The 23,089-nt window shown below is 71.3% G+C and carries 22 protein-coding genes; 15 read left to right on the top strand and 7 right to left on the bottom strand.

What is annotated here, in order from left to right; all coding sequences use genetic code 11:
- Window positions 1–41: 41 nt before the first annotated feature.
- Both HNR73_RS36140 and HNR73_RS36135 read right to left on the bottom strand, forming a co-directional pair.
- Window positions 42–698: a response regulator gene (locus tag HNR73_RS36140; protein WP_184792559.1), complete on the bottom strand. Its 657-nt coding sequence runs from the start codon at window positions 696–698 to the stop codon at window positions 42–44.
- Entirely contained in the window at window positions 647–1,957 is a 1,311-nt protein-coding gene (locus HNR73_RS36135) for a sensor histidine kinase (RefSeq protein ID WP_184792558.1), read from the bottom strand. Before HNR73_RS36135 ends, HNR73_RS36140 begins: the two co-directional genes overlap by 52 nt.
- 131 nt (window positions 1,958–2,088) lie before the next feature.
- Between HNR73_RS36135 and HNR73_RS36130 the strand changes: the two genes are divergently transcribed.
- Both HNR73_RS36130 and HNR73_RS36125 read left to right on the top strand, forming a co-directional pair.
- Window positions 2,089–2,838, top strand: a complete 750-nt coding sequence (locus HNR73_RS36130) for an ABC transporter ATP-binding protein (RefSeq protein ID WP_184792557.1) — start codon at window positions 2,089–2,091, stop codon at window positions 2,836–2,838.
- Between the two features lie 40 nt (window positions 2,839–2,878).
- On the top strand, window positions 2,879–5,326 hold the full coding sequence (locus HNR73_RS36125) for an ABC transporter permease (protein ID WP_184792556.1): 2,448 nt from the start codon (window positions 2,879–2,881) through the stop codon (window positions 5,324–5,326).
- Here HNR73_RS36125 and HNR73_RS36120 read toward each other — a convergent pair.
- Window positions 5,313–6,026 carry an ArsR/SmtB family transcription factor gene (locus HNR73_RS36120; RefSeq protein WP_184792555.1) on the bottom strand — a complete coding sequence of 238 codons (714 nt, stop codon included), beginning with the start codon at window positions 6,024–6,026 and terminating at the stop codon, window positions 5,313–5,315. The two genes, HNR73_RS36125 and HNR73_RS36120, sit on opposite strands and share 14 nt — an antisense overlap.
- 93 nt (window positions 6,027–6,119) lie before the next feature.
- Between HNR73_RS36120 and HNR73_RS36115 the strand changes: the two genes are divergently transcribed.
- A complete protein-coding gene (locus tag HNR73_RS36115) occupies window positions 6,120–6,827 on the top strand; it encodes a nucleotidyltransferase domain-containing protein (protein ID WP_184792554.1) in 708 nt (235 codons plus the stop codon).
- Here the strand turns inward: HNR73_RS36115 and HNR73_RS36110 are convergent.
- A complete protein-coding gene (locus HNR73_RS36110; RefSeq protein WP_184792553.1) occupies window positions 6,824–8,095 on the bottom strand; it encodes a CynX/NimT family MFS transporter in 1,272 nt (423 codons plus the stop codon). The genes HNR73_RS36115 and HNR73_RS36110 overlap by 4 nt on opposite strands.
- Before the next feature lie 154 nt (window positions 8,096–8,249).
- Here HNR73_RS36110 and HNR73_RS36105 point away from each other — a divergent pair, with 154 nt between their 5' ends.
- Window positions 8,250–8,921: a FadR/GntR family transcriptional regulator gene (locus HNR73_RS36105; RefSeq protein WP_184792552.1), complete on the top strand. Its 672-nt coding sequence runs from the start codon at window positions 8,250–8,252 to the stop codon at window positions 8,919–8,921.
- A 3-nt stretch (window positions 8,922–8,924) separates the two neighbouring features.
- Here the strand turns inward: HNR73_RS36105 and HNR73_RS36100 are convergent, their stop codons facing one another.
- Both HNR73_RS36100 and HNR73_RS36095 read right to left on the bottom strand, forming a co-directional pair.
- Window positions 8,925–10,124 carry a sensor histidine kinase gene (locus HNR73_RS36100; protein ID WP_184792551.1) on the bottom strand — a complete coding sequence of 400 codons (1,200 nt, stop codon included), beginning with the start codon at window positions 10,122–10,124 and terminating at the stop codon, window positions 8,925–8,927.
- A 37-nt stretch (window positions 10,125–10,161) separates the two neighbouring features.
- On the bottom strand, window positions 10,162–10,668 hold the full coding sequence (locus tag HNR73_RS36095; protein WP_203686834.1) for a GNAT family N-acetyltransferase: 507 nt from the start codon (window positions 10,666–10,668) through the stop codon (window positions 10,162–10,164).
- A gap of 109 nt (window positions 10,669–10,777) precedes the next feature.
- Between HNR73_RS36095 and efp the strand changes: the two genes are divergently transcribed.
- Window positions 10,778–11,335 (top strand): elongation factor P, encoded by a 558-nt coding sequence (gene efp, locus HNR73_RS36090; protein WP_184792550.1) that lies wholly within the window; start codon window positions 10,778–10,780, stop codon window positions 11,333–11,335.
- Window positions 11,328–11,792, top strand: coding sequence for a transcription antitermination factor NusB (gene nusB, locus HNR73_RS36085; RefSeq protein ID WP_184792595.1), 465 nt, complete (start codon window positions 11,328–11,330; stop codon window positions 11,790–11,792). The genes efp and nusB overlap by 8 nt, the downstream gene beginning before the upstream one ends.
- 66 nt (window positions 11,793–11,858) lie before the next feature.
- Here nusB and bldD read toward each other — a convergent pair whose 3' ends face one another.
- On the bottom strand, window positions 11,859–12,353 hold the full coding sequence (gene bldD / locus HNR73_RS36080; protein WP_184792549.1) for a transcriptional regulator BldD: 495 nt from the start codon (window positions 12,351–12,353) through the stop codon (window positions 11,859–11,861).
- Between the two features lie 197 nt (window positions 12,354–12,550).
- Here bldD and pyrR point away from each other — a divergent pair, with 197 nt between their 5' ends.
- The 9 genes from pyrR to gmk all read left to right on the top strand — a co-directional run bounded on the left by pyrR (window position 12,551) and on the right by gmk (window position 23,038).
- Window positions 12,551–13,144: a bifunctional pyr operon transcriptional regulator/uracil phosphoribosyltransferase PyrR gene (pyrR, locus tag HNR73_RS36075; protein WP_184792548.1), complete on the top strand. Its 594-nt coding sequence runs from the start codon at window positions 12,551–12,553 to the stop codon at window positions 13,142–13,144.
- On the top strand, window positions 13,141–14,070 hold the full coding sequence (locus tag HNR73_RS36070) for an aspartate carbamoyltransferase catalytic subunit (protein ID WP_203686832.1): 930 nt from the start codon (window positions 13,141–13,143) through the stop codon (window positions 14,068–14,070). Before pyrR ends, HNR73_RS36070 begins: the two co-directional genes overlap by 4 nt.
- 17 nt (window positions 14,071–14,087) lie before the next feature.
- Window positions 14,088–15,380: a dihydroorotase gene (locus HNR73_RS36065; protein ID WP_184792593.1), complete on the top strand. Its 1,293-nt coding sequence runs from the start codon at window positions 14,088–14,090 to the stop codon at window positions 15,378–15,380.
- On the top strand, window positions 15,377–16,510 hold the full coding sequence (carA, locus tag HNR73_RS36060) for a glutamine-hydrolyzing carbamoyl-phosphate synthase small subunit (protein ID WP_184792547.1): 1,134 nt from the start codon (window positions 15,377–15,379) through the stop codon (window positions 16,508–16,510). Before HNR73_RS36065 ends, carA begins: the two co-directional genes overlap by 4 nt.
- A complete protein-coding gene (gene carB, locus HNR73_RS36055; protein WP_184792546.1) occupies window positions 16,503–19,856 on the top strand; it encodes a carbamoyl-phosphate synthase large subunit in 3,354 nt (1,117 codons plus the stop codon). The genes carA and carB overlap by 8 nt, the downstream gene beginning before the upstream one ends.
- A 73-nt stretch (window positions 19,857–19,929) precedes the next feature.
- The gene (locus HNR73_RS36050; protein WP_184792545.1) at window positions 19,930–20,991 is read left to right on the top strand and encodes a quinone-dependent dihydroorotate dehydrogenase; all 1,062 of its coding nucleotides are present in this window, start codon (window positions 19,930–19,932) and stop codon (window positions 20,989–20,991) included.
- Between the two features lie 16 nt (window positions 20,992–21,007).
- A complete protein-coding gene (gene pyrF / locus HNR73_RS36045; protein ID WP_184792544.1) occupies window positions 21,008–21,928 on the top strand; it encodes an orotidine-5'-phosphate decarboxylase in 921 nt (306 codons plus the stop codon).
- A 157-nt stretch (window positions 21,929–22,085) separates the two neighbouring features.
- Complete coding sequence (gene mihF / locus HNR73_RS36040) at window positions 22,086–22,406, top strand: integration host factor, actinobacterial type (RefSeq protein ID WP_184792543.1); 321 nt, start codon at window positions 22,086–22,088, stop codon at window positions 22,404–22,406.
- 20 nt (window positions 22,407–22,426) lie between these two features.
- On the top strand, window positions 22,427–23,038 hold the full coding sequence (gene gmk, locus HNR73_RS36035; protein ID WP_184792542.1) for a guanylate kinase: 612 nt from the start codon (window positions 22,427–22,429) through the stop codon (window positions 23,036–23,038).
- Window positions 23,039–23,089: the final 51 nt, after the last annotated feature.

Here is a 23,089-nt window from a genome sequence, read left to right as displayed (position 1 = left end):
CTTCGCCCTTCAACCTTCCCGCCGCACCCCCCGTTGTCCCCTCACCGCAGGTAGCGCAGCACCGCCATGACCCGCCGGTTGTCGTCCTCCGTCGCGATGAGTCCCAGGCGCGTGAAGATTCCCGTCACGTGTTTCGCGACCGCGGCTTCGGACACGTGCAGTGTCTTCGCGATCGCCGCGTTGGAGCGGCCTTCGGCCATGAGGGCGATGACGTCCTTCTCCCGGCCGCTGAGGGAGGCGAGGGGGTCACGGTTGCGGCGGACGAGTTGTTTCACCACGAGTGGGTCGACGACCGTGCCGCCGGCGAGGACGCGTTCGACGGCCGCGCCGAACTCCATGACGTCGGCGATGCGGTCCTTGAGCAGGTAACCCACGCCGGCGTCGCCGTCGGCGTCGAGGAGTTCGCCGGCGTAGGTCGCCTCGATGTACTGGCTGACCACCATCACCGCCATCGTCGGGTACCTGTGGCGCAGCTCGATGGCGGCGACGAGGCCCTCGTCGCTGAAGTTCGGCGGCATGCGCACGTCGGTGACGACCAGGTCGGGCAGGTAGGCGGAGACGGCGTCGCGGAGTTTGACGGCGTCACCGACGACGGCCACGACGTCGTGGCCGAAGCGGCGGAGGAGACCGGCGATGCCCTCGGCGATCAGGACTCCGTCTTCGGCGAGGACGACGCGGGCCGTTCGCTGCGGTGCCAAGGGATCTCCACGTGTACTCGGGTCGGGCCGCCGGGCGGGCTCGACAGACTCAAGGTGCCGTCGACGACGGCGATGCGGTCGGCGAGGCCGGTCAGGCCGGTGCCTTCGGCGGGGTCGGCGCCGCCGTGACCGTCGTCGATGATCTCAAGACGCAGCCAGGACGTGTCGGCCTCCACCGACAGTCGCATGTTCGTGGCCCCGGAATGGCGCGCGACATTCGTGAAGACCTCGCGGGCGGCGAAATAGGCCGCCGTCTCGACCGCGGAGGGTGGCCGCTCCTCGGGCAGGGAGATGTCGGACTCGACGGGGATGCCGAGGTGGTCGAGCGCCTCCTCCAGCGCGGGGCCGAGGCCGCGGTCGACGAGGACCTGCGGGTGGATGCCGTGGATGAGTTCGCGGATCTCGGCGAGCGCGGTGGTGGACTCGGCTCGTGCGCGGTCGAGGAGGTCCTGGAGGTCTTGCCCTTCGGCGTATTTGGCGAGCCCGAGGGTCATGCTCAGCGCGAGGAGGCGTTGCTGGGCTCCGTCATGGAGGTCGCGTTCGATGCGGCGGCGTTCGGCGTCGAAGGCGGCGACCAGGCGCGCGCGGGAACGGGTGACGGCGGTGAGTCTTTCGCGGGCGTCCTCGGCGGGTACGGAGAGCAGGACGCGGGCGAGGGCGCCGCGCCCGGCGGCGTAGAGGGTGACGAGGTAGAGCCCGGCGACCAGGCCGGCGAGGCCCACGGGGACGGCGAGCAGGGCCTCGCGCCAGTCGTCGATGAGCCATAGTTTGACGAGTTTGACCTCGCCGTCCTCGGCGAGCGCGAGGGCCGCCGGCGCGATCAGCAGGCTGCCGGGGGCGACGAGGGCGAAGCCGAGGACGAGCAGGTCGAGGGGCCACAGCAGCGTGGCGTGCAGGAGGGTGTAGCCGAGGGCGCGCCAGGTGCTCTGTTCGGTGAGGCGCGTGCGGGCCCAGGAGGCGAGGCCGGGGCGGGGCGGTTCGCGGTGCGGGTCGTGGGCGGGGCGGGTGTCGACGAGGCGGAGGCGGAGGCGCTCGACGATGCCGACGGGGATCCCGGAGAGCGCGGCGGCGATCAGCAGGGGGATGCCGATGAGGACGACGGCGAGGGTCACGCCGAGGGTGAGCAGGGCCGTGATGGCGATGAACGCGGCGAAGCCGGCCAGGGCGCCGCCGGCCACGTAGGCGACGGAGCGCCACGGCCACCAGCCGCGCAGCAGGCGGCCCGAACTGAGCGCCCGCCATGCCGTCGAGATGTTCATGCGTCGACCGTACGGGCTGGTGGTCGGCGCGGTCACTGGTGCTGGTTCTACTTGTGGGGTAGAAGTTCTTCTACCCCGGAACTAGAACTTGTGCCAATGCGCGCGGGCCGATTCGCCGGTCTGATTGACCTATGACGAACGCAGTCCGGCTGACCGGTCTTCGCAAGACCTACGGTTCCGGGGAGAGCGCGGTCCACGCTCTCGCCGGTGTCTCCCTCTCTTTCGCGTCGGGCGGTTTCACCGCGGTGATGGGCCCTTCGGGTTCGGGCAAGTCCACTTTGCTGCAGTGCGCCGCCGGGCTGGATCGGCCGGACGCGGGTTCGGTGCTGCTGGGCGGTGGGCCGCCGGTGGAGCTGACGGGCCTGTCGGAGAAGCGTTTGACGACGTTGCGCCGTGAGCGGATCGGTTTCGTGTTCCAGTCCTTCAACCTCCTGCCGACGTTGACGGCCGAGCAGAACGTGAGCCTCCCGGCGCGTCTGGCCGGGCGCCGGGTGAGCCGAAAGGCTCTGCGTCAGGCCTTGAGCGAGGTGGGTCTCGACGGGCGCGGCGGGCATCGTCCACATGAGATGTCCGGTGGCCAGCAGCAGCGGGTGGCGCTGGCCCGTGCCCTGGTGACCCGCCCGGCGGTGCTCTTCGCCGACGAGCCGACCGGTGCCCTCGACACCGAGACCGGCGCGCAGGTCCTGCGCCTGCTGCGCGGGCTGGTCGACGGGCATGGGCTGACGGTGATCATGGTGACGCACGATCCGGTGGCGGCGTCCTACGCGCACCGGGTGGTGTACCTGGCCGACGGTCGCGTCGCCGGTGAGGATCACGAGCCGACGCCCTCGCGGGTGGCGGCGGCCCTGGCCGATCTGCGTCCCGTGGCGGTAGCGGCATGACACTCCACACCCGTCACCTTGCACCCGAGGCGGTCCGTCCATGTTGACCTCACCGTTCACCCTGCTCGCGATGGCCTGGCGTGGTCTGCGCTCGCGCTGGATGACCTTCGCGGCGACCTTCCTCGCCCTGGCCCTCGGCGTCGGTCTCGTCGCCGCGATGGGCCAGGTCCTCACCGGAACCTTCAGCGCGCCCGAGCGTGCGCCGGTCCGTTACGCCAACGCGCCCGTGGTCGTCCGGGCGCTCGCCGAGCTGAGTGTGGAGACCTCGCACGACACCGAGACCACGCCGCTGCCCGGTGAGCACGCCCTGTCGGCGGGGCTCCTCGACCGTCTCGCCACCCTCGGCGCGGTCACCGTCGACCGCGTTTTCGAACTCGGCGCGCCCGGCGGCACCGCGACGGGACGGCCCTGGCCGTCGGCGCGTTTCTCGGGCACCGAACTCCTCTCGGGACGGGCGCCGAAGGTCGACGACGAGATCGTGCTGGCCACCGGCGCGGGCGCCCTGGGCGAGCACGTCACCGTCTACACCCCACAGGGGCCACGGGCGTACCTGGTGACCGGTCTCGCCGCGTCCGCCGGGGAGGACCCGGGCGTCTACTTCACCGACGCCGAGGCCGCGCGTCTCCAACCGGTCGCCGGGCTGGCCGTCGTGGACGGTCCGGCCGCGGCCGTCCGGGACCTCGTCGGGACGGAGGCCGAGGTCTTCAGCGGCGGCGAGCTGCGCCTGCTCGACCCGGCGACCGCCCGCGACGAACAGGCGCTGATCGCGGCGAACTCCCTGGTCGGCACGGCGGGCGGGATCGCCGCCTTCGTCTCGGTGTTCGTGGTGGCCTCGACCTTCGCCTTCGCGGTGGGCCAGCGGCGGCGCGAGTTCGCCCTGCTGCGGGCGGCGGGAGCGACACCACGTCAGGTCCGCCGGACCGTCATGGCCGAGGCGACGCTCCTCGGACTGGCCGGGTCGGCCGCGGGCTGCGTCGTTGGCGACGCCGGCGGGCCTCGCATGGCGGCGTGGCTGCGGGAGCTGGGCATGGCGCCGCCGTGGTTCACCGTCGGTTCCTCGCCGGCGCCGTTCTACATCGCCTTCGCCGTCGGCGTTGTGGTCGCGTGGTGCGGGGCCTGGTCGGCCTCACGCCGGGCGGGCGGTATCGCGCCGACCGAAGCGCTGCGCGAGACTCACGTGCAGGCCCGTCGACTGTCACCCTTGCGCGCCCTCTTCGGCGCCGCCGCGCTCCTCGGGGCGCTGCTGATGCTGATCCAGCCGCTCCTGGAGGGCCCGGCCACGCTGCTCAAACGCAAGCAGTACACGCCCCTGGTCCTGATGCTGCTCGTCGCCCTGGCTGCCCTCGCGCCCCTGCTGACCGGGCCGATCGCGCGGCTGGTGACCTGGCCGTTGAGCAGGCTGCGCGGTGCCACGGGCATGCTCGCCCGCGAGTCGGCGCTGGCCACCTCGGGCCGCACGGCCGCCACGGCCGCGCCCATCCTGTTGACCGTAGGGCTCGCGATCTGCCTGCTCGGAGCCGTCGGGACCGTCGACGGCGCCCGGACCGAGGAGGAGACCGCGCGAGTGACGGCCGGATACCTCGTCCTGCCCGAACAGGCGCCCGCCCTGACCGAGGCCATGGCCACGGCCGCGCGGGACGTACCCGGCGCCGAAGTCAGCGTCACCCGCGAGACCGTCCTCTTCGACGTCGAGGAGGACACCGCCCTCCTGCGCAGGCAGGCACGAGCGGTCGACCCCGCCGCCTTCGGGACGGCGCTCGCGCCCCCGGTCCTCGAAGGCTCGCCCGGCGAACTCGACGACTCCACGATCGTCGTCGACACCGAATGGGGCCGCGAACTCGGCGAGGAGGTCGCGATCTGGCGCGCCGACGGCAGCCCGGTAACCCTCCGCGTGGTCGCCGTCATCCGCGAGGGGGCCGGCGGCAACGGCGCCTATGTCACCCCCGCCAACGCCCCCGGCGCGGAAGTCGGCGAGCTGTTCGTCTCGGCCGCACCGGGCCACGATCCGGCGGTCGTGGCCGCGGACCTCCGCGCGGGTCTGGCACCGCTCGGCGCCACCGCGGTGAGTCACCAGGACTGGGCGGCGTCGCGGCGAGCGGCATCCGGCGGCGTCACCGCCCTGGGCATGCGCGTCGTCCTCGGCATCGCCCTGGCCTACACCGGCCTGTTCATCGCCGGGACCCTCGCCATGGCCACCCGTGACCGTCGCCCCGAAAGACGCCTGCTCAGACTCGCCGGGGCGAGCGGCCGCCAGGTGCTCGCCGTGCTCGCCGTCGAGACGCTCGTGGTCCTGCTCGTCGGGACGGTCCTCGCGGCACTGGCCGGTGGACTCGTCCTCGGCGGGATGTCCCTGGCGCTCCTGCTGCTCACCGGGACGGGCGCGATCGTCGTCCCCTGGGGAGCCGTCGCGCTGGTGGTGGGGGCCTGTGGAGTGGTCGCACTCGGTTCGGCGCTCACCGTCGCCGTGCCCGGACTCAGCCGACCTTGAGTTCCTCACGGGTCAGCCCGAGCAGGTCGGCGAAGGCGGCGTAGCCCTCGTCGGTGATGCGCAGTCCACGCGTGTCACCGACGGGCACCACCCAGGTCCGCGAGGTCACCGCCTCCCGCAGCCCGGAGGCCGCCGCACCCGCCAGGTGCGGACGGCGCTCGGTCCAGTCGATGCACTCCCGCAGGATCGGCCGCCGCTTCCGGCGCAGCTCGGTCAGGTCGACGCCCAGGTCGGCGAACCAGCGCTCGCCGTCGTCGGTCAGCGCGGGGTGGTCGCCGACGGAGACGAGCTTCTCGCGCACCAGGGCCTCGGCCACCGCCACGCCGAGGCGCCCGGCGAGATGGTCGTAGCAGGTGCGGGCGGCCGCCAGGGCCCGCTGCCGGTTCGAGGCCCGCAGCGAGGTCACCTTCGGCGCGGGGGTCTCCAGTCGTGCCGTGAGGTTCTCCAGCAGCTCGGCGACCTCCGGATCGGTGATCCGCACGTAGCTGTGGCGGCCCTGCCGGTAGTAGGTCACGAAACGCGCGTCGGCCAGGCGGGTGAGATGCCCGCTGACCGTGGACGGCGCGACCTGGGCGTGCCGCGCGAGTTCCCCGGCCGTCCACGCGCGCCCGTCGAGGAGGGCGAGGAGGATCGCCACGCGGGTCCGGTCGGCGAGCACGGAGGCGAGCTCGGCGAGTGGGGCGGCCTGAGGGTCGGTCATGGCTCCATCTTGCGCCGTCGAGTCTTCGGCGGCGACCGAAGGATCGGCGGCAATCGGTTTGTCCACCCGGGCCCGAGCAGGGATGATGCCGGGATGGACGCACCCTTGGCCGACGCCCGCGACTTCGTCGCCGAGCATTTCCCCCAGGCCCGCTGGGCCTTGCTGGCGGGGAGCGTGACGACGTCGGCGCGGACACCCGGTTCGGACCTCGACATCGTGGTCCGCCTGCCCGACGGGGACGCCGCCGCCGGACGTTCCTCGCACCGGTGGCGGGGCTGGCCGGTCGAGATCTTCGCCAACGACCTGCGCGGCCACCGCCACTTCCTGGACATCGAGCTGGCGGCCCGCAAGCCGACCCTCCACCGCATGATCGGCACCGGGGTGCCGCTCGGCGAGGTCGACGGGGAGCTCGCCGGGCTGCGGGAGGAGTGCGCGAAGCGGCTCGCCGAAGGGCCGGGGCCGGTGCCGGCCGAGGCCAGCGACTGGAGCCGCTACGTCCTCACCGACGAGCTCGACGACTATCTGCACAGCGTCGATCCGGCCGAGACGACGCTCGTGGGGACACAGCTGTGGCTGTCGGCCGGCCGGGCGGCGCTGGAGTTCGGCGCCCACTGGACCGGCAACGGCAAGTGGCTCCTGCGGGAACTCCGCGCCCACGACGCCGGCCTCGCCGAACGCTGGACGGCCGCACGCGACGAGCGGGAGGCGCTCATCGCGTTCACCCGCGAGGTTCTCGACCGTGCCGGCGGGCCGCTGTTCGAGGGCTACCGCAGGTCCGCGCCGAAGCCCGGGACGCCCTAGGCCGACGCGGGTGCGGCCTTGTCCTTCTGCTCCGCCGCCGCCAGTTCGTCCTCCAGGAACAGCGGCCGCGAGATGTAGGCGCCGACGATCAGCGCGACGACCGCCGCGGCCAGCAGCATCGTGAACGGAGCGGCCCAGCCACCGGTCGCCTGGTAGAGCACGCCGACCAGCAGCGGCCCGGATCCGGCGATCAGGTAGCCGCCGGACTGCGCGAAGGCCGAGATCGCCGCGGTGCCCTGCGGGGTCCGCGTGCGCAGCCCGAACAGCGTCAGGATCAGCGGGAAGGTGCCCATCGCCACGCCTGTGACGACCAGCGCGAGCCACTGCAGGCCGCCGCGGCCGAGCCACAGGCCGGGCAGGCCGATCAGGTACAGGCCGACCAGGGTGAACATCAGCGCCTTCTGGTCGCGCATGCGCGCCGCCAGGGACGGCACGATCAGCGACACGGGGATGCTGATGGCCGTGAACACCGCCTGCATCACGCCGGCCTGGCCGGCGGTGTGGCCGGTGTCGCGCATCATCTGCGCCAGCCAGCCGAACATCACGTAGGCGATCAGCGACTGCATGCCGAAGAAGGCGACCATCATCCACGCGAGCTTGCTGCGCCACACGCGGCGGACGGGCGCGGCGGCCTCGGCGTGCTCGGCGGCCTCGGTCGCGGGACTGCGCCAGAGCAGCCACGGCACGACGGCCAGCAGCGCGGGGACGACCCACACGCCGAGGGCGAGGTGCCAGTTGCCGTCGAAGGCCTGCTCCAGCGGCACGGTCAGGGCCGCGGTCACCATGGTGCCGACGGCGAGGGCCGTCGAGTAGGCGGTGGTCATCGGCCCGACGCGGTCGGGGAAGTGGCGCTTGACCACGGCCGGGATCGCGACGTTGCCGACGGCGCCGCCGGCCAGGGCGAGCGCGGAGGCGGCGAGGAAGACGGGTGTCGAGTCGACCATGGCGCGGACGACGAGCCCGAAGCTCATGGTGAGCAGGGCCGCGGTGAGGAGTTTTCGTTCACCGAATCGCCGGGCGAGGGCGGGGGTGAAGCCGCCGAGCGCGGCGAAGGAGAGCACGGGGAGGGTGGTGAGGATCCCGGCGACGGTGGCCGACGTGCCGAGCCCGTCGCGGATCTCCTCCAGCAGCGGCCCGACGCTCGTCACGGCGGTGCGCAGGTTCGCCGCGGTCAGCAGGACCCCGGCGACCAGTACCCAGGAGGTCGAGACCACGCGCTGAGCACGCGTTCCCGCGGCCGGTGCGTCTTTGGCCAGGAGCGCGCTCATCCGGCTTGTCCTCTCGGTGACGGTAAGATTAAACGGGTCATCGAATGATGGGATGAATTTCCGTCTGCCAACATTAACTCGTGGACGCCGTCCGCGCTTCCTCGAAGACGCGGGCTGTGAGCTACGCCAACCGCGCCCGAAGGAGAGACGCGCCATGGCCTTGCAAACCGCCCGCCGGTCGGCCCTCGTCGACCAGGTCATCGGCCAGCTCCGCGCGCAGATCGCGGCGGGGGAGTGGGCCGTCGGCGAACGCATCCCGACCGAACCCGAACTCGTCGCGCTGCTCGGCGTCGGCCGCAACACCGTCCGCGAAGGCGTCCGCGCCCTCGCCCACGCCGGACTCCTGGAGATCCGCCAGGGCTCGGGCACCTTCGTGCGCGGCGCCAGCGAACTCGCCGGCGCCGTCCGCCGCCGCGTCGCCGACTGCCACAGTCGCGAGGCCCTCGAAGTCCGCCGCGCCCTCGAACTGGAGGCCGTCCGCCTGGCCGCCTCCCGCCGCACCGACGCCGACCTCGCCGCCATCCGCCAGGCCCTCGCCCGCCGCGAGGAGGCCTGGGCCGTCGGCGACGTCGAGACCTGGGTCGACGCCGACGTCCGCCTCCACCAGTTCATCGTCGAGGCCGCCCACAACACCCTCCTGCGCGACCTCTACTTCGACCTCGGCGACGCCATCCGCCACGCCATGCAGGCCGACTTCGGCGAACACCTCACCGAAGAGGCCTACATCGACCACTCCCGCCTCGTCGCCGCGATCGCCGACGGCGACGCCGACACCGCCGTGCGCGAAGCCCTCGAATACCTCGACGAGCAGACCGCGCACGACTAGCCGCTAGCCGCCTTCACCCGAGGCGATGTACACCGGCAGCTCGGCCTCCACCAGGAACCCGCCGCCGGGCAGCGGCCCCGCCCGCAGCGTCCCGCCGACCAGCTCGGCACGCTGCCGCAGCCCCAGCAGCCCGCTGCCCGAACCGCTCGCGGCCAGGCCCGCCGACCGCCGGCCCGACGCCGCCGAGTTGCGCACCGACAGCCGCACCCGCTCGGCCTCGTAACCCACTCGCACCGTCGTCGCCGCGCCCGGCGCGTGCTTGCGCACGTTAGTCAGCGCCTCCCGCACGATCCGGTGCACCGTCCGCCCGATCACCGGCGAGGTCGCCGGGCGTTCGCCGTCCTCCACGAAGGTCACCGGGAACCCGACCGCCGACGACTCCCCGGCCAGCTCGGGCAGCTCGTCGAGCCCGGGCGGCGACTGCCCCTCCGGGGTCGGCTCCCCGCGCAGAAGCCCGACGAGCTCGCGCATCTCACCCAGCGCCTGCCGGCCGGTCTCACCGAGCGCCTCGGCGGCCTCGCGCGTGTTCGCGTCGGGCGCGGCCCGGCGCAGCGCCTCGGCGTGCAGGATCATCAGCACCACGCGGTGACTGACGACGTCGTGGACCTCCCCGGCCAGACGCGTGCGCTCCTCGGCGCGGGCGGCCTCGCCCTGGAGGTGCTGCTCGCGTTCGGCCTGCTCGGCGCGCTCGGCGAGAGAGTCGATGAGGCGTTTCTGGATCCGCCGGCGCATCCCGATCGTCGCCGGGAGCACCGTGAACAGCAGCGCCGCCATCACCAGCTCGCCGCTGCTGTCCCACGGCCGCGCCAGCACCGCGAACAGCGCCCCCACCACCAGCCACGAGGCGAGCCTGCGTCCGGAGAACATCATGACCGCGTAAGCCGCGATCGGTGTCGCCAGCGAGACCCACACGTCGTCGGGACGGGCGGGATCGAGCAGCCAGCCCGGCGCGATGTACATCGACACCGCCAGCCCGATCGTGGTCAGCGTGACGATGACGCCGACGGCGATCGGATAGGCCCGCCGCCACAGCACGAGCGCGATGTTGGCGATGTGCAGGAACGTCGCCGACCAGAACCCGATACCCGTCAGGTCGTAGCCATGGGGCGCCCAGAAGGTGAGCCCGACCGAGATCGCGCACAGCACGCCGACGAACCACAGGTCGAAGGTCCGTTCGCGTCGGGTCTTCCACAGGGCGCGCACGTTCCGCACGGTACCCGCGAAGGGCCGGAGCCCCACGTCACACCCGCTTCGAGACGGGCACCTCCCGGCGCATCGCGAGCCGGGGCGCCACGACGATCCCCGCGGCCTCCTCGGCGGCCCACTGCTCGCGCATCTGCGGACCCCACTCCTCCCTCGGCCACTCCACCCAGCCCCGGGAGGAGTAGAAGGGACCGTTGAAGGCGACGTCGCGGAACGTCGTCAGCGTCACCGCCGCCGAGCCCCGCTCACGGGCGTAGTCGCACACGCCCTCCAGCAGCGCGGACCCCACCCCACGGCGCCCGAAGGCCGGGTCGACCGCCAGCTCCTCCAGGTGCACGCCGCCGTCGACGAGCGTCAGCGCGGCGAACCCGACCGGCGGGCGTCCCGCGGCCAGCACCACCGCCGCGTGCCGCAGGGTCTCCTCGGGGTCATCGTCGGGCAGGTCGATGCCGACCGCCGCGAACAGGGTCTGCGCGGCCGCACCGGCCCGCGCGAGCTCGCCGAACAGCTCCGGACCGGCCGTGTACACCTCGGTGTGAGTCACCCGACGATGATGCCAACGCCCCCGGAGGGCGGTACGGCCGAGGCCCGTACAGGTCGGTACACTTGCCTGTCGGTCCGTAGCTTCTCAACTGAAAGAGACACCCGCGAGCATGGCTTCCACGAACGATCTCAAGAACGGTCTGGTGCTGAACATCGACGGCGGCCTGTGGACCGTCGTGAAGTTCCAGCACGTCAAGCCCGGCAAGGGCGGTGCGTTCGTGCGGACCACGCTCAAGCACGTGCTGTCCGGGAAGGTCGTCGACAAGACCTTCAACGCGGGCGTCAAGGTGGACACGGCCACCGTCGACAAGCGGACCTACCAGTTCCTCTACGTCGACGGCGACGACTTCATCTTCATGGACACCGACACCTACGACCAGATCCCGGTCTCGAAGGAGACCGTCGGCGACGGTTCGAAGTACCTCCTCCCCGAGGCCGAGGCGACCATCGGCATGCACGAGGGCGTCCCGCTCTACGTCGAGCTGCCGACCTCCGTCGTCCTCGAAGTGACCTACACCGAGCCCGGCCTCCAGGGCGACCGCTCCTCGGCCGGCACCAAGCCCGCCACCGTCGAGACCGGTGCCGAGGTGGCCGTGCCCCTGTTCCTGACCACCGGCGAGAAGATCAAGGTCGACACCCGTGACGGCAGCTACCTCGGCCGTGCCTGACCAGGAGCGGCCCCCCGCGGACCGTAAGACCTCCTTCTCGTCGTTCCCGGCACGGCGCAAGGCGCGCAAGCGTGCCGTCGACGTGCTCTACGAGGCCGAGCAGCGCGACCTGCCGTTCACGCGGGTCCTCGACGACCGCCGCGACCTCGCCGAGCGCGACAAGGAGATGCCGACGATCCCCGAGTACACGACCGTCCTCGTCGAGGGCGTGTCGATGTACCGCAAGGAGATCGACTTCGAGATCGCCGGCGCGGCCCACGGCTGGACCCTGGCCCGCATGCCCGTCGTCGACCGCAACATCCTGCGCGTCGCCGTCTACGAGCTGCGCCACCAGGTCGACGTCGACATCCCGGTCGTGATCAGTGAGGCCGTCAAGCTCGCCGAGACGCTCTGCTCCGACGACTCGCCGTCGTTCATCAACGGCGTCCTCAACAGCCTCGCCGGGCACCAGGAGTAAGGCTCTACCCATATGTAAAGAGAGCGGGCCCCCTGCCGTGGGGCCCGCTCTCCTCATGTCACGGGGTCAGTTCTCGCGGTTGAGGAACTCGTGCGGGTCGCTGATCAGCACGCCCAGCTCGGTCAGCCGCTCCACCAGGCCGGAAGGCGTGGTGTCGTAAACAATGGCGAGCGCGGAAAGGTCGTCGGCGCGGATCGAGAGCATCCGGCCGTTGTAGTCGCCACGCTGCTGCTGGATCGCACGCGCGTATCGGGCGATCGGCGCGACCTCGTCGGCGGGGTGCTCGTAGAGAGCCTCAAGGTCGAGAATGATCTTCCCGGCGGGCTCGAACTTCATGGGCGTGCCCTCGGGCAGGAGCTCCGAGACGGGCACCCGGTAGAAGGCGGCGAGCTCGGCCAGTCGGGCGACGGTGACCGCACGGTCCCCACGCTCGTACGAGCCGATGACGACCGCCTTCCACTTGCCGGCCGACTTCTCCTCCACACCCTGAAGCGACAGGCCCTGTTGCTGCCGGATCTGGCGGAGGCGGTTGCCGAGACTCTTGGCGTACTCAGACGGCATTGACTAGGACTCCAGTCTTGTCGAGGTTGGGGGGACCCCAGTTTTCACTACGGAGAGTGAGGTTAGGCGGGTGGGGGTGCCCCGGTCAAGTGGCGCAGGTCATCCGGTCCGCGCAAGGCCGCCGTTCAACCCGCTGTTAGGCTCCGTGGCGATCACCTTTAAGGGACCGTCCAGTGAGGCGGGGAAGGGAGGTCGGAATGGCGGACCGTGTCCGAAACACGCCCGAACCATCCCGAGAGCTGCTGTCCGAAGCCGATATAGGCCGAGTCGTCGACCGCATCGCGCATCAGATACTGGAAAAAACTCGTGGCGCGCGCGAGGTGACGCTGCTGGGAATTCCCACCCGGGGCGTACCCCTCTCCGTACGTCTCGCCGAGCGCATCCGCTCATTCGAAGGCGTCGACGTCCCCCACGGAGCACTCGACGTCACCCTCTACCGTGACGATCTGCGACTGCGCGGCGCCCGCCCGCTCGGGCCGACCTCGGTGCCGTCCGGCGGCATCGACGGACGCCGCGTGATCCTCGTCGACGACGTCCTCTACTCCGGCCGCACCGTCCGGGCCGCGCTCAACGCGCTCTACGACGTCGGCCGTCCGCTCCAGGTCCAGCTCGCCGTGCTCGTCGACCGCGGCCACCGTGAGCTGCCGATCCGCGCCGACTACGTCGGAAAGAACATCCCCACCTCCCACAGCGAGAAGGTCAGCGTCCTCCTGCGCGAGGTCGACGACCGTGACGCCGTCCTCCTCGCCGGGGGCGAGCCGCAGAAGCCGAGCACCGGAGGCGACAAGTGATCACCCATCTGCTCTCCGCCGCCGACCTCGACCGCGACACCGCCACGCTGCTGCTCGACACCGCGCGGCAGCTCGGCGCCGCGCTGTCGGGACGCGAGGTCAAGAAGCTCCCGACCCTGCGGGGCCGGACCGTGGTCAACCTCTTCTACGAGGACTCCACCCGCACCCGGGTCTCCTTCGAGGCCGCGGCGAAGCGCCTGTCGGCCGACGTGGTGAACTTCTCCGCGAAAGGCTCCAGCGTCTCAAAGGGTGAGAGCCTCAAGGACACCGCCTGGACGCTCCAGGCGATGGGCGCCGACGCCGTCGTCATCCGCCACCCCGCCTCCGGTGCCGCGCACCGGCTCGCGCAGTGGGTCGACGGGCACGTCCTCAACGCCGGCGACGGTACACACGAGCACCCCACGCAGGCCCTCCTCGACGCGTACACGATGCGTGAGCGAATGGGCCGTCTCGAAGGACTGCGCGTCGCGATCGTCGGCGACGTCCTGCACAGCCGCGTCGCCCGCTCCAACGTCCTGCTGCTCAACACCCTCGGCGCCGAGGTGACGCTGGTCGCGCCGCCGACGCTGCTGCCCGTCGGGGTCGAGTCGTGGCCCGCGGGGGTGGAGTACGACTTCGACGCGGTTCTGCCGAAAACCGACGTCGTGATGATGCTGCGGGTGCAACGTGAACGCATGACCGACTCCTTCTTCCCGTCGGTCCGCGAGTACTCGCGGCGCTACGGCCTCGACGTCCGGCGCGCCGGGCTGCTGCCCGACGACGCCCTGGTCATGCACCCCGGCCCGATGGTACGGGGGATGGAGATCGCGCCCGAGGTCGCCGACTCGCCGAGGTCGGCGATCGTCGAGCAGGTCGCCAACGGAGTACTGGTACGGATGGCGGCGCTCTACCTGCTGCTGTCGGGTGAAAAAGGAGCCGGCGAGTGAGCCGTGAGAGGGAAGCAGTGAACAGCTGGCTTATCAAGAACGCGTCCGTCCTCGGCCGCCGGAACGCCGACATCGCCATCACCGACGGCGTGATCACCGCCGTCGGTGAAGGGCTCGACGCGCCCGAGGGCGCCGAGATCCTCGACGCGAGCGGCCTCGTCGCGCTCCCCGGACTGGTCGACCTGCACACCCACCTGCGCGAGCCGGGCCGTGAGGACGCCGAGACCGTCGAGTCCGGTAGCCGCGCCGCCGCCCTCGGCGGGTACACCGCGGTCTGCGCGATGGCGAACACCTCGCCGGTCGCCGACACCGCCGGTGTCGTCGAGCAGGTCTGGCGCCTCGGCCGGGACGCCGGGCTCGTCGACGTCCAGCCGATCGGCGCCGTCACCGTCGGCCTCGCCGGCGAGCAGATGGCCGAACTGGGCGCCATGGCCGACTCGGCGGCGAAGGTGCGGATCTTCTCCGACGACGGCTTCTGCGTCGCCGACCCGAAGATGATGCGGCGGGCCCTGGAGTACGTGAAGGCCTTCGGCGGCGTCATCGCCCAGCACGCCGAGGAGCCGCGCCTGACCGGTGGCGCCCAGATGCACGAGGGCGAGTACTCCGCGCGACTCGGCCTCGCCGGGTGGCCCGCGGTCGCCGAAGAGGCCATCATCGCCCGCGACTGCCTACTCACCGGGCACGTCGACTCCCGCCTGCACGTCTGCCACGTCTCCACCGCCGGATCCGTGGAGATCCTGCGCTGGGCCAAGAGCAAGGGCTGGCGCGTCACCGCCGAGGTCTGCCCACACCACCTGCTCCTCACCGACGAGCGGGCCGCGACCTACGACCCGGTCAACAAGGTCAACCCGCCCCTGCGCACCGACGCCGACATCGAGGCCCTGCGGGCCGGTCTCGCCGAAGGCGTCATCGACGCCGTCGCCACCGACCACGCCCCCCACGCCGCCGAGGACAAGGAATGCGAGTGGGCCGCGGCACGACCCGGCATGCTCGGGCTCCAGACCGCGCTGTCCATCGTCGTCAAGACCATGGTCGAACCCGGTCTCCTCGACTGGGACGGCGTCGCCGAGCGCATGTCGCGCACGCCCGCCCGCATCGCCGGGCTGGAGGGCCACGGGCTCGACCCGGCCCCGGGCGTCCCCGCCAACCTCACCCTGATCGACCCGAACGCGAGCTGGACCGTCGTCCCGAACGAACTGGCCAGCCTCAGCCGCAACACGCCGTACTCCGCCATGACGTTCCCCGCGACGGTGCGGGCGACCTTCCTGCGCGGTGAAGCGACGGTCCTGGATGGAAAGGCCACGAAATGACCAGACGAGCCCCGGCCGTACTCGTGCTGGAGGACGGTCGCGTCTTCCGCGGCGAGGCCTACGGCGCCGTCGGCGAGACCCTCGGCGAGGCGGTCTTCTCCACCGGCATGACCGGTTACCAGGAGACCCTGACCGACCCGTCGTACCACCGGCAGATCGTCACGATGACCTCCCCGCACATCGGCAACACCGGCGTCAACGACGAGGACGACGAGTCGTCCCGCATCTGGGTCGCCGGATTTGTCGTGCGCCAGGCGTCGCGAACCGCCTCCAACTGGCGGGCGAAACGGTCCCTTGAGGACGAACTGGCCGCGCAGGGCATCGTCGGGATCTGCGGCGTCGACACCCGCGCCCTGACCCGCCACCTCCGCGAGCGCGGTGCCATGCGCGCCGGGATCTCCAGCGTCGACACCGACGCCGACGCCCTCCTGCGCAAGGTCACCGCCTCGCCGCAGATGGCCGGCGCGAACCTCCTCGCCGACGTCACCACGCGTCAGCCCTACGTGGTCCCCGCCGACGGCGAGACCCGCCTGAAGGTCGCCGCGATCGACTTCGGCATCAAGCGCAACACGCCCCGCCGGATGGCCGAGCGCGGTATCGAGACGCACGTCCTGCCCGCGTCCTCGACCGTCGACGACGTCCTCGCCGTCGGCGCCGACGCGGTGTTCCTGTCCAACGGACCGGGCGACCCGGCGACCGCCGACCTGACCCTCACCAAGGCGCTGCTGGAACGCGGGGTGCCGGTCTTCGGCATCTGCTTCGGCAACCAGGTCCTCGGCCGCACCCTCGGGCTCGACACCTTCAAGCTCCGCTACGGCCACCGCGGCATCAACCAGCCCGTCCTCGACCGCGCCACCGGCAAGGTCGAGGTCACCGCGCACAACCACGGCTTCGCGGTCAAGGCACCCGAGTCCGGCACGACCTTCGCCACCCCCTACGGGACGGCCGAGGTCAGCCACATCTGCCTCAACGACGACGTCGTCGAAGGGCTTCGACTGTCCAACGAGGACGGCAAGGTGCTCGCCTTCTCCGTCCAGTACCACCCGGAGGCGGCGGCCGGCCCGCACGACGCGGACTACCTGTTCGACCGGCTCGCCGAACTCGCACGGCAGGAGCCGGCCAATGCCTAAACGCACCGACATCCAGCACGTCCTCGTCATCGGCTCCGGCCCGATCGTCATCGGTCAGGCCTGCGAGTTCGACTACTCCGGCACCCAGGCCTGTCGCGTCCTGCGCGAAGAGGGCCTGCGCGTGAGCCTCGTCAACTCCAACCCGGCCACGATCATGACCGACCCGGAGTTCGCCGACGCGACCTACGTCGAGCCGATCACCCCGGAGTTCGTCGAGCAGGTCATCGCCGTGGAGCGGCCGGACGCGATCCTCGCCACCCTCGGCGGCCAGACCGCGCTGAACACCGCCGTCGCCCTCTACGAGTCGGGCGCCCTCGCCAAGTACGGCGTCGAACTGATCGGCGCCGACATCGACGCGATCCGCCGCGGTGAGGACCGCCAGCTGTTCAAGGAGGTCGTCCGCCGCGCCGGGGGCGAGGTCCCGCGCAGCGCGGTCTGCCACAGCATGGACGAGGTCCGCGAGACCGTCGCCGAACTCGGCCTCCCCGTCGTCATCCGACCCAGCTTCACCATGGGCGGGCTCGGTTCGGGCATGGCCCACACCGACGCCGACCTGGAGCGCATCGCCGGGACGGGCCTCGCCGAGAGCCCGACCACCGAGGTGCTCATCGAGGAGAGCGTCCTCGGCTGGAAGGAGTACGAGCTGGAGCTCATGCGCGACCGCAACGACAACGTCGTGGTCGTCTGCTCCATCGAGAACGTCGACGCGATGGGCGTGCACACCGGTGACTCGGTGACCGTCGCCCCGTCGATGACGCTGACCGACCGGGAGTTCCAGGCCCTCCGCGACCTGGGCATCGCCGTGCTGCGCGAGGTCGGCGTCGACACCGGCGGCTGCAACATCCAGTTCGCGATCAACCCCGAAGACGGCCGCATCGTCGTCATCGAGATGAACCCGCGCGTGTCGCGGTCCTCGGCGCTGGCCTCGAAGGCGACGGGTTTCCCGATCGCCAAGATCGCCGCGAAGCTGGCCATCGGCTACACCCTCGACGAGATCCCCAACGACATCACCAAGGCGACGCCGGCGGCCTTCGAGCCGACCCTGGACTACATCGTGGTGAAGATCCCGCGCTTCGCCTTCGAGAAGTTCCCCGGCGCCGACCCGGTGCTGACCACGACGATGAAGTCCGTCGGCGAGGCCATGGCCCTCGGCCGCACCTTCGGTGAGGCCCTGCAGAAGGCGATGCGCTCGGCCGAGACCGGCACGCCCGGCCTGTGGACGAAGCCCGACCCCAAGGGCGCCACGAAGGAGAACTCCCTCGAAGCCCTGAAGACCCCGCACGACGGGCGCCTCTACACCGCCGAACGCGCGCTGCGCCTCGGCGCGAGCGTCGCCGAGGTGTCGGCGGCCTCGGGCATCGACCCGTGGTTCGTCGACGAGCTGGCCGCGCTGCTCGAACAGCGCGACGAGATCGCCGCCGCGGCGGTCCTCGACGAGGCGCTGCTGCGCCGGGCGAAGCGGGCCGGGTTCTCCGACGTCCAGCTGGCCGCGCTGCGGCCCGAGTTCGCCGGTGAGGACGGCGTCCGCCGCCTGCGCCACCGGCTCGGGCTGCGCCCGGTGTACAAGACGGTCGACACCTGCGCCGCCGAGTTCGCCGCCAACACCCCGTACCACTACTCGGCCTACGAGGACGAGTCCGAGGTCGCCCCGAGCGACCGGCCGAAGGTGATCATCCTCGGCTCCGGTCCCAACCGGATCGGCCAGGGCATCGAGTTCGACTACTCCTGCGTGCACGCGGTCATGGCGCTGCGCGACGCCGGGTACGAGACGGTCATGGTCAACTGCAACCCGGAGACGGTCTCGACCGACTACGACACCGCCGACCGCCTCTACTTCGAGCCGCTGACCTTCGAAGACGTCCTGGAGGTCTTCCACGCCGAGGAGGAGTCCGGCCGCGCGGCCGGCGGCCCCGGCGTGGTCGGCGTGGTCGTCCAGCTCGGTGGGCAGACGCCACTGGGCCTGGCCCGCCGCCTCAAGGCCGCCGGTGTACCGGTCGTGGGCACCAGCCCCGAGTCGATCCACCTGGCCGAGGACCGCGGCGCCTTCGGGCGCCTGCTGACCGAGAACGGCCTCCCCGCGCCGAAGTACGGGACGGCGACGTCCTACCCGGAGGCCAAGGAGATCGCCGACGAGATCGGCTACCCGGTCCTGGTCCGCCCGTCCTACGTGCTCGGCGGCCGCGGGATGGAGATCGTCTACGACGACGACGCCCTCCGCGCCTACATCAACCGGGCCACCGACATCTCCCCGGAGCACCCGGTCCTGGTCGACCGCTTCCTCGACGACGCCATCGAGATCGACGTCGACGCCCTGTGCGACGGCGAGGACGTCTTCCTCGGCGGCGTCATGGAGCACATCGAGGAGGCCGGCGTGCACAGCGGCGACTCGTCCTGCGCGCTCCCGCCGATCACCCTCGGCTCCTCGGTGATGACCGAGATCCGCCGCCACACCGAGGCGCTCGCCGCCGGGATCGGCGTGCGCGGCCTGCTCAACGTCCAGTACGCCCTCAAGGACGACACCCTGTACGTGCTGGAGGCCAACCCGCGCGCCAGCCGCACCGTGCCGTTCGTGTCGAAGGCGACGGGCGTCCAGGTCGCCAAGGCCGCCGCGCGCATCATGCTCGGCGCGACCATCGCCGAACTGCGCGCCGAAGGCCTGCTGCCGCCCACCGGCGACGGCGGTGCCTTGCCACCGCACGCCCCCATCGCGGTGAAAGAGGCCGTGCTTCCCTTCAAGCGGTTCCGTACCGTGGAGGGCAAGGGAGTCGACGCGCTGCTCGGCCCCGAGATGAAGTCGACCGGTGAGGTCATGGGCATCGACACCGCCTTCGGGCACGCCTTCGCCAAGGCGCAGGCCGCCACCTACGGGCACGTCCCGACCAGCGGAAACGTGTTCGTGTCGGTCGCCGACCGCGACAAGCGCGCGGTGGTCTTCCCGGTCAAGCGCCTGGTCGACCTCGGCTTCACCGTCTACGCCACGACCGGCACCGGTGAGGTCCTGCGCCGCCACGGCATCGACTTCCTCCCGGTCCGGCGCCACTCCGAGGCCGACGGCCCCGACGCCCTGCCGGACCCGGTCGAACTGATGGCCTCCGGCGAGCTGTCGCTGGTCATCAGCACGCCGACCAACTCGGCGGGCCCCCGCACCGACGGCTACGAGATCCGCTCGGCCGCCGTCACCTCCGACACCCCGTGCATCACCACGATCCAGGGCGCCGCCGCGGCCGTCATGGGCATCGAGGCGATGATCCGTGGCGACCTGACCGTGCGACCGCTGCAGAAGCTGCACGCGGCCCTGCGCGCCGAGGCCGCCGCCGCGGGAACCGACGATGCCCCGGCCGCCTGAGGGCGGGCGATCCGACGCCCGCGCGCCCCGGGAACGACCCCGGGGCGCCGGGCCATCCACGAGGAGGTCACCGGTGCTCTACCGCCAGGTCCTGCGCCCACTGCTGTTCAAGTTCGGCGGCGCCGACCCCGAAGACGCCCACGAGCGCACCATGTGGGCGCTGTCCCGGCTGGCGAACCGGCCGAGACTGCGCGAGGCCCTCGTCGGTTTCAACGCCCGCGCCTGCCCCACCGAGGTCTTCGGCCTGAAGTTCCCCAACCCCGTCGGCCTCGCCGCCGGGATGGACAAGGACGGCCGCGCCCTGCACGCCTGGCCGTCCCTCGGCTTCGGCTTCATCGAGGTCGGGACGGTCACCTGGCGTCCCCAGCCGGGAAACCCGCGCCCGCGCCTCTACCGCCTCCCGGCCAGTGAGGCCCTGATCAACCGGATGGGCTTCAACAACCGGGGAGCGATCTCCCTGGCCGCGCGTCTCGCCGACCTGGAGCCGCTGCCGGTGCCGCTGGGCATCAGCCTCGGCAAGTCGAAGGTGACGCCACTGGAGGACGCCGTCGGCGACTACCTCGCCTCCCTGCGGGTCCTGCACGAGTTCGGTGACTACTTCGCCGTCAACGTCTCCTCGCCCAACACACCCGGCCTGCGCGGCCTCCAGGACGCCGGTCAGCTGCGCACCCTGCTCACGGCACTCCGGGAGGAGGGCGGGCGCCTGGCGAGCACCTCACCGGGCGCACCGGCCAAGGTGAAGCCGCTGCTGGTCAAGATCGCGCCCGATCTGACCGAGCACGCCATCGCCGAGGTCCTCGAAGTCTGCGGCGAGGTCGGCGTCGACGGCCTCATCGCCACCAACACCACCCTCTCCCGCGACGGTCTCGCCGAGACCGACCGTCCGCGCGGTGTGGAACCCGGCGGGCTGTCGGGGCGTCCACTAGGTGCCAGGGCGCGTGCCGTGGTCGCCTTCGCGCATCGTGAGACCGGCGGGAAGCTGCCGATCATCGGTGTCGGCGGGATCGACACGCCCGACGCGGCGGCGCGGATGTTCGACGCCGGTGCCAGTCTGGTGCAGCTCTACACCGGGTTCATCTACCACGGCCCTTCCCTGCCCCGGCGGATCGCGCTGGACGCGCGCGACCGATCTTGAACGGAGACGACCTTTCGTGGTTGACAAGACTTTCGGCGCGAAAGCGCACAAGGCGCTGTCCAAACGCGGGCCGCTGTGCGTGGGCATCGACCCGCACGCGGGTCTGCTGAGGCACTGGGGCCTGTCGGACGACGTGGCCAGTCTGGAGCGCTTCTGCCGGACCATGGTCGAGTCGGTGGCCGACACGGCCGCCTTCGTCAAGCCGCAGTCGGCGTTCTTCGAGCGCTTCGGCTCCAAGGGCATCGCGGTCCTGGAGAAGGTCGTGGCCGAGTGCCGCGCCGCCGGTGCCCTGGTGATCATCGACGCCAAGCGCGGCGACATCGGCTCGACGATGTCGGCCTACGCGTCGGCCTACCTCGACCCGGCGAGCCCCCTCTCGTGTGACGCGGTGACCGCGAGCCCCTTCCTCGGTTTCGGTTCGCTCACGCCCATGTTCGATCTCGCCGAGGCGCACAACCGGGGCGTGTTCGTGCTCGCGCTGACGTCCAACCCGGAGGGCGCCTCGGTGCAGCGCGCGCGGCGCTCCGACGGCCGCACCGTGGCTCAGTCCATTGTGGACGATATCGCGGCGGTGAACGAGGACGCCGAGCCCCTGGGCTCGATCGGAGCCGTCATCGGGGCCACCGTGAAGGGCGCGTGCGCCGAGAACTCGGGGTCGATCACCGCTGTGCGAGAGCACACACACGGCATCACCCACGCCACACCACAGAGTGACTCCGCTCACGATTTGATGAAGATCAATGGACCGATCCTGGTCCCGGGCATGGGTGCCCAGGGCGGGAAGCCGAGTGACCTCAAACGCGTTCTCGGGCGCGCGGCGGCGGCGGCAATTCCGTCCTATTCCCGCGAAATCGCCCGGCAGGGACCGAGTCCGGCGGCCATCAAAGAGGCCGTCGCCAGGACCCTTGACGAGTGCCGTTCGGCACTGCGACGGTGAGTCCGGGCAGTCTTTCGGCCTGTCGGAGGCCACCCCGGATTGCGGGAACCCCTTTGCGACCGCTAGGTTTCCGGCGCTGGGTAAACAACCTGCCCGGTCCGGGTCGTGAGAGTGTGAACCCACGGATCCGGATGACAAGTCAACCCAAGGAGACCTCGTGCCGCTCCCGTCGCTTAGCCCCGAGCAGCGCGCAGCCGCGCTGGAGAAGGCCGCTGCCGCCCGCAAGGCTCGCGCAGAGCTGAAGGACCAACTCAAGCAGGGCACCACCACGCTGTCGGACGTCTTCGGCAAGATCGAGGACGACATCGTCGGCAAGATGAAGGTGTCGGCTGTACTGGAGGCGCTCCCCGGTATCGGCAAGGTCCGGGCCGCGCAGCTCATGGAAAAGCTCAAGATCGCCGAGAGCCGTCGCCTTCGTGGCCTCGGTGAGCACCAGCGCAGGGCGCTTCTTGCCGAGTTCGGACAAGCCGAAGCCTAGGCATCCGGTAGAAACGATCCGTGAGCTTTGACGAACACCGCCCGACGGCGGCACGCCTGACGGTCCTTTCGGGACCGTCAGGCGTCGGCAAGGGCAGCGTGAAGGCCCTTATTCGCGAGCGGTACCCATGGGTCTGGCATTCAGTGAGCGCCACCACCCGGAAACCCCGCCCCGGTGAGGTCGACGGAGTCCATTACCACTTCTACGAACGGTCCCAGTTCGAAGCCGCCATCGCCGGTGGCGAGTTCCTCGAATGGGCCAACTACGCGGGAAACCTCTACGGGACACCCCGCAAACCGGTCGAGCATCAGCTCGCGTCCGGACTTCCCGTCGTGCTGGAGGCAGACCTCCAGGGCGCGCGGCAGATCCGGATCGCGATGCCCGAGGCGCAGCTGGTGTTCCTCGCCCCGCCGAGCTGGGAGGAGCTGGTCCGCCGGCTCACCGGGCGCGGCACCGAGGATCGCGAGACGATCGCCCGCCGGCTCGCCGCCGCCAAGGAGGAACTGGCCGCCGAGGCGGAGTTCGACCACACCATCGTCAACGTCTCGGTGGAACAGGCCACGGCCGAGTTGGTAAGCTTGCTCGGTTCGCCCACCAGGGCTCCCGTGGCCAACGGCAACCACGTTGGCTGAAGTACGCGTCACTTTGCACGCATCGCACGCACTGTGGCGTACCGCAGCGGA

Origin of the sequence: Phytomonospora endophytica, from assembly GCF_014202425.1 — a bacterium.
GTDB classification, from domain to species: domain Bacteria; phylum Actinomycetota; class Actinomycetes; order Mycobacteriales; family Micromonosporaceae; genus Phytomonospora; species Phytomonospora endophytica.
Note: the sequence above shows the minus strand (reverse complement) of the source record. Positions and strands in the feature narration are given on the sequence as shown.

Excerpts from the sequence above, each read along its gene's own strand:
- HNR73_RS36120 (WP_184792555.1), bottom strand. The coding sequence starts at position 6,026 with ATGACCGACCCTCAGGCCGCCCCACTCGCCGAGCTCGCCTCCGTGCTC.
- HNR73_RS36105 (WP_184792552.1), top strand. The coding sequence starts at position 8,250 with ATGGCCTTGCAAACCGCCCGCCGGTCGGCCCTCGTCGACCAGGTCATC.
- HNR73_RS36125 (WP_184792556.1), top strand. The coding sequence starts at position 2,879 with ATGTTGACCTCACCGTTCACCCTGCTCGCGATGGCCTGGCGTGGTCTG.
- HNR73_RS36110 (WP_184792553.1), bottom strand. The coding sequence starts at position 8,095 with ATGAGCGCGCTCCTGGCCAAAGACGCACCGGCCGCGGGAACGCGTGCT.
- HNR73_RS36130 (WP_184792557.1), top strand. The coding sequence starts at position 2,089 with ATGACGAACGCAGTCCGGCTGACCGGTCTTCGCAAGACCTACGGTTCC.
- pyrR (WP_184792548.1), top strand. The coding sequence starts at position 12,551 with ATGGCGGACCGTGTCCGAAACACGCCCGAACCATCCCGAGAGCTGCTG.
- HNR73_RS36135 (WP_184792558.1), bottom strand. The coding sequence starts at position 1,957 with ATGAACATCTCGACGGCATGGCGGGCGCTCAGTTCGGGCCGCCTGCTG.
- efp (WP_184792550.1), top strand. The coding sequence starts at position 10,778 with ATGGCTTCCACGAACGATCTCAAGAACGGTCTGGTGCTGAACATCGAC.
- carA (WP_184792547.1), top strand. The coding sequence starts at position 15,377 with ATGACCAGACGAGCCCCGGCCGTACTCGTGCTGGAGGACGGTCGCGTC.
- carB (WP_184792546.1), top strand. The coding sequence starts at position 16,503 with ATGCCTAAACGCACCGACATCCAGCACGTCCTCGTCATCGGCTCCGGC.
- HNR73_RS36115 (WP_184792554.1), top strand. The coding sequence starts at position 6,120 with ATGGACGCACCCTTGGCCGACGCCCGCGACTTCGTCGCCGAGCATTTC.
- bldD (WP_184792549.1), bottom strand. The coding sequence starts at position 12,353 with ATGCCGTCTGAGTACGCCAAGAGTCTCGGCAACCGCCTCCGCCAGATC.